At 60.7% G+C, this 2,922-nt stretch carries 2 protein-coding genes; both read left to right on the top strand.

Features of this window, described 5'->3' with window-relative positions; genetic code table 11:
• On the top strand, positions 1-1,476 hold a 1,476-nt coding region (locus QMP16_RS23435), incomplete at its 5' end, for a Re/Si-specific NAD(P)(+) transhydrogenase subunit alpha (RefSeq protein ID WP_282154375.1).
• A gap of 13 nt (positions 1,477-1,489) precedes the next feature.
• On the top strand, positions 1,490-2,922 hold a 1,433-nt coding region (locus tag QMP16_RS23430), incomplete at its 3' end, for an NAD(P)(+) transhydrogenase (Re/Si-specific) subunit beta (RefSeq protein ID WP_282154374.1).

Here is a 2,922-nt window from a genome sequence, read left to right as displayed (position 1 = left end):
TGTCTGATTGAGAAGGGTGCTGGTGCTGCGGCTGGATTTTCGGATGCGTCGTATGAGGCCGCGGGGGTTGAGGTCGTCAAGACGGCTGCGTCGCTGTGGAAGCAGGCCGACATTGTTGCCAAGGTGCGTCAACCGAACGAGGCTGAGCTGAAGCGTTTGACCAAGGGTAAGACGTTGATTTCCTTCTTCAACCCTGCGGGGAATGAAGAGGGGATGGAAGCGGCCAAGGCCAAGGGTGCCAATGTCATCGCCATGGAAATGGTGCCGCGGATCAGTCGCGCGCAGAAGATGGACGCGCTGTCGTCGATGGCCAATATCGCCGGTTACCGCGCGGTGATCGAGGCGGGCAACAACTTTGGCCGCTTTTTCACCGGTCAGGTGACGGCTGCCGGTAAGGTTCCGCCTGCGAAGGTACTGATCGTTGGGGCCGGTGTGGCTGGTCTGGCGGCCATCGGCACCTCGACCTCGCTGGGCGCGATCACTTACGCGTTCGACGTGCGCCCCGAGGTGGCCGAACAGGTCGAATCGATGGGGGCCGAGTTCGTCTATCTGGATTTCAGTGAGGATCAGCAAGACGGCGCGGCCACCGGTGGCTACGCCAGCGTTCAGTCGGAAGAGTTCCGCGAGGCGCAGCTGGCCAAGTTCCGCGAGCTGGCACCCGAGATAGACATCGTGATCACCACCGCGCTGATCCCGAACCGCGAAGCGCCGGAGCTTTGGACCAAGGATATGGTTGAGGCGATGAAGCCGGGCTCGGTCATTGTTGATCTTGCGGCGGAAAAGGGCGGCAACTGCAAGCTGACCGTGGCGGATGAGAAGATCGTGACCGACAATGGCGTGACCATCATCGGCTATACCGACTTCCCCAGCCGGATGGCGGCGCAGTCCTCGTCTTTGTACGCGACCAACATCCGTCACATGATGACCGACCTGACGCCTGAAAAGGACGGTCAGATCAATCACGACATGGAAGATGACGTGATCCGCGGTGCGACTGTGACATTTGAAGGCGACATCACCTTCCCGCCACCGCCGCCCAAGGTGCAGGCGATCGCGGCGCAGAAGAAACCCGAGGTCAAGGAACTGACCCCGGAAGAGAAAAAGGCGCAGGAGGTTGCGGCCTTCAAGGCGCAGACCAAACAGCAGTTCACCCTGCTGGGTGTTGGTGGCGCGCTGATGCTGTTGGTGGGGCTGATCGCTCCGGCCAGCTTCATGCAGCACTTCATCGTCTTTGTGCTGGCCATTTTTGTGGGCTTCCAGGTGATCTGGGGCGTCGCGCACAGCCTGCACACACCGCTGATGGCGATCACCAACGCGATCTCGTCGATCATTATCGTTGGGGCTGTGATGCAGATCGGATCGGGGTCGTTCCTGGTCATTCTGCTGGCGGCGCTGTCCATCTTCATGGCCGGGATCAACATCTTCGGCGGCTTCCTCGTAACCCGGCGCATGCTCGCCATGTTCCAGAAATCTTAAGGAGGCCGGGCACATGGAATTTGGCTTCACTACTGCCGCCTACGTTGTTGCGGCTGTTCTGTTCATCCTTTCGCTCGGCGGCCTGTCGAACCAGGAAAGCGCCAAGCGTGCGGTCTGGTATGGCATCGTCGGTATGGCGCTGGCGGTCTTCGCCACGCTGGTTGGCCCCGGTTCGGGTCTGTGGCTGCTGTCGCTGCTGCTGATCGCGGGCGGTGGTCTGATCGGTCAGTACGTCGCACAGCGCGTGCAGATGACCGAGATGCCGCAGCTGGTGGCCGCGATGCACTCGCTGGTCGGTCTGGCAGCTGTGTTCGTCGGATACAACGCGCATTTTGAAGTTCTGAACGTCGCCGAGGTGATGGCGGTCTCGGATGCATCGAAAGAAGTTCTGTACACGGGCCTCGGAGGGTTTGCCAAACTGATCGCCAAGAAAACCCCGGCGGAATTGTCGATCCTGCATGTCGAACTGTTTCTGGGCGTCTTCATCGGTGCGATCACCTTTACCGGCTCGGTCGTGGCCTATGGCAAGCTGGCGGGCAAGGTGACGTCTGCGGCAACCAAGCTGCCGGGCGGTCATGCGCTGAACGCGGCGGCGGCAAGTCTCTCGCTGATCTGTCTGATCTGGTACACCGCATCGGGCGGCTTCTTCCCGCTGTTCCTGATGACGCTGGCGGCGCTGTTCATCGGCTATCACCTGATCATGGGTATCGGTGGTGCCGACATGCCGGTGGTTGTGTCGATGCTGAACAGCTACTCGGGCTGGGCGGCTGCGGCGATCGGCTTCTCGCTGGGCAACGACCTGCTGATCGTGGTTGGTGCACTTGTGGGCTCGTCGGGTGCGATCCTGTCCTACATCATGTGTAAGGCGATGAACCGTCATTTTGTCAGCGTGATCCTGGGCGGCTTTGGTGGCCCACAGGGTGAACAGATGGCGGTTGAGGGCGAGCAGATCGCCATCGAAGCCGACGGTGTGGCCGCAGCGCTGAACGACGCTGACAGCGTTGTCATCATCCCCGGCTACGGCATGGCAGTGGCGCAGGCACAGCAGTCGGTGTCCGAACTGGTCCGCAAGCTGCGGGCGCAGGGCAAGAATGTGCGCTTTGCGATCCACCCTGTTGCGGGTCGTTTGCCGGGCCACATGAACGTGCTGCTGGCCGAGGCGAAGGTGCCATACGACATCGTGCTAGAGATGGACGAGATCAACGATGACTTCCCCGAAACGGATGTGGCCATCGTCATCGGCTCGAACGACATCGTAAACCCTGCGGCGCAGGAAGACCCCAACAGCCCCATCGCCGGCATGCCGGTTCTGGAATGCTGGAAGGCCAAGCAGGTCTTCGTGTCCAAACGCGGCCAGGGCACAGGCTATTCGGGCATCGAAAACCCGCTGTTCTTCAAAGAAAACACCCGCATGTTCTATGGCGATGCAAAGGCAAGCCTCGACAA

Origin of the sequence: Ruegeria atlantica (genome assembly GCF_947495585.1) — a bacterium.
GTDB classification, from domain to species: domain Bacteria; phylum Pseudomonadota; class Alphaproteobacteria; order Rhodobacterales; family Rhodobacteraceae; genus Ruegeria; species Ruegeria atlantica_G.
The sequence above is the reverse complement of the archived record's forward strand: the minus strand, read 5'-3'. Positions and strand labels throughout refer to the sequence as shown.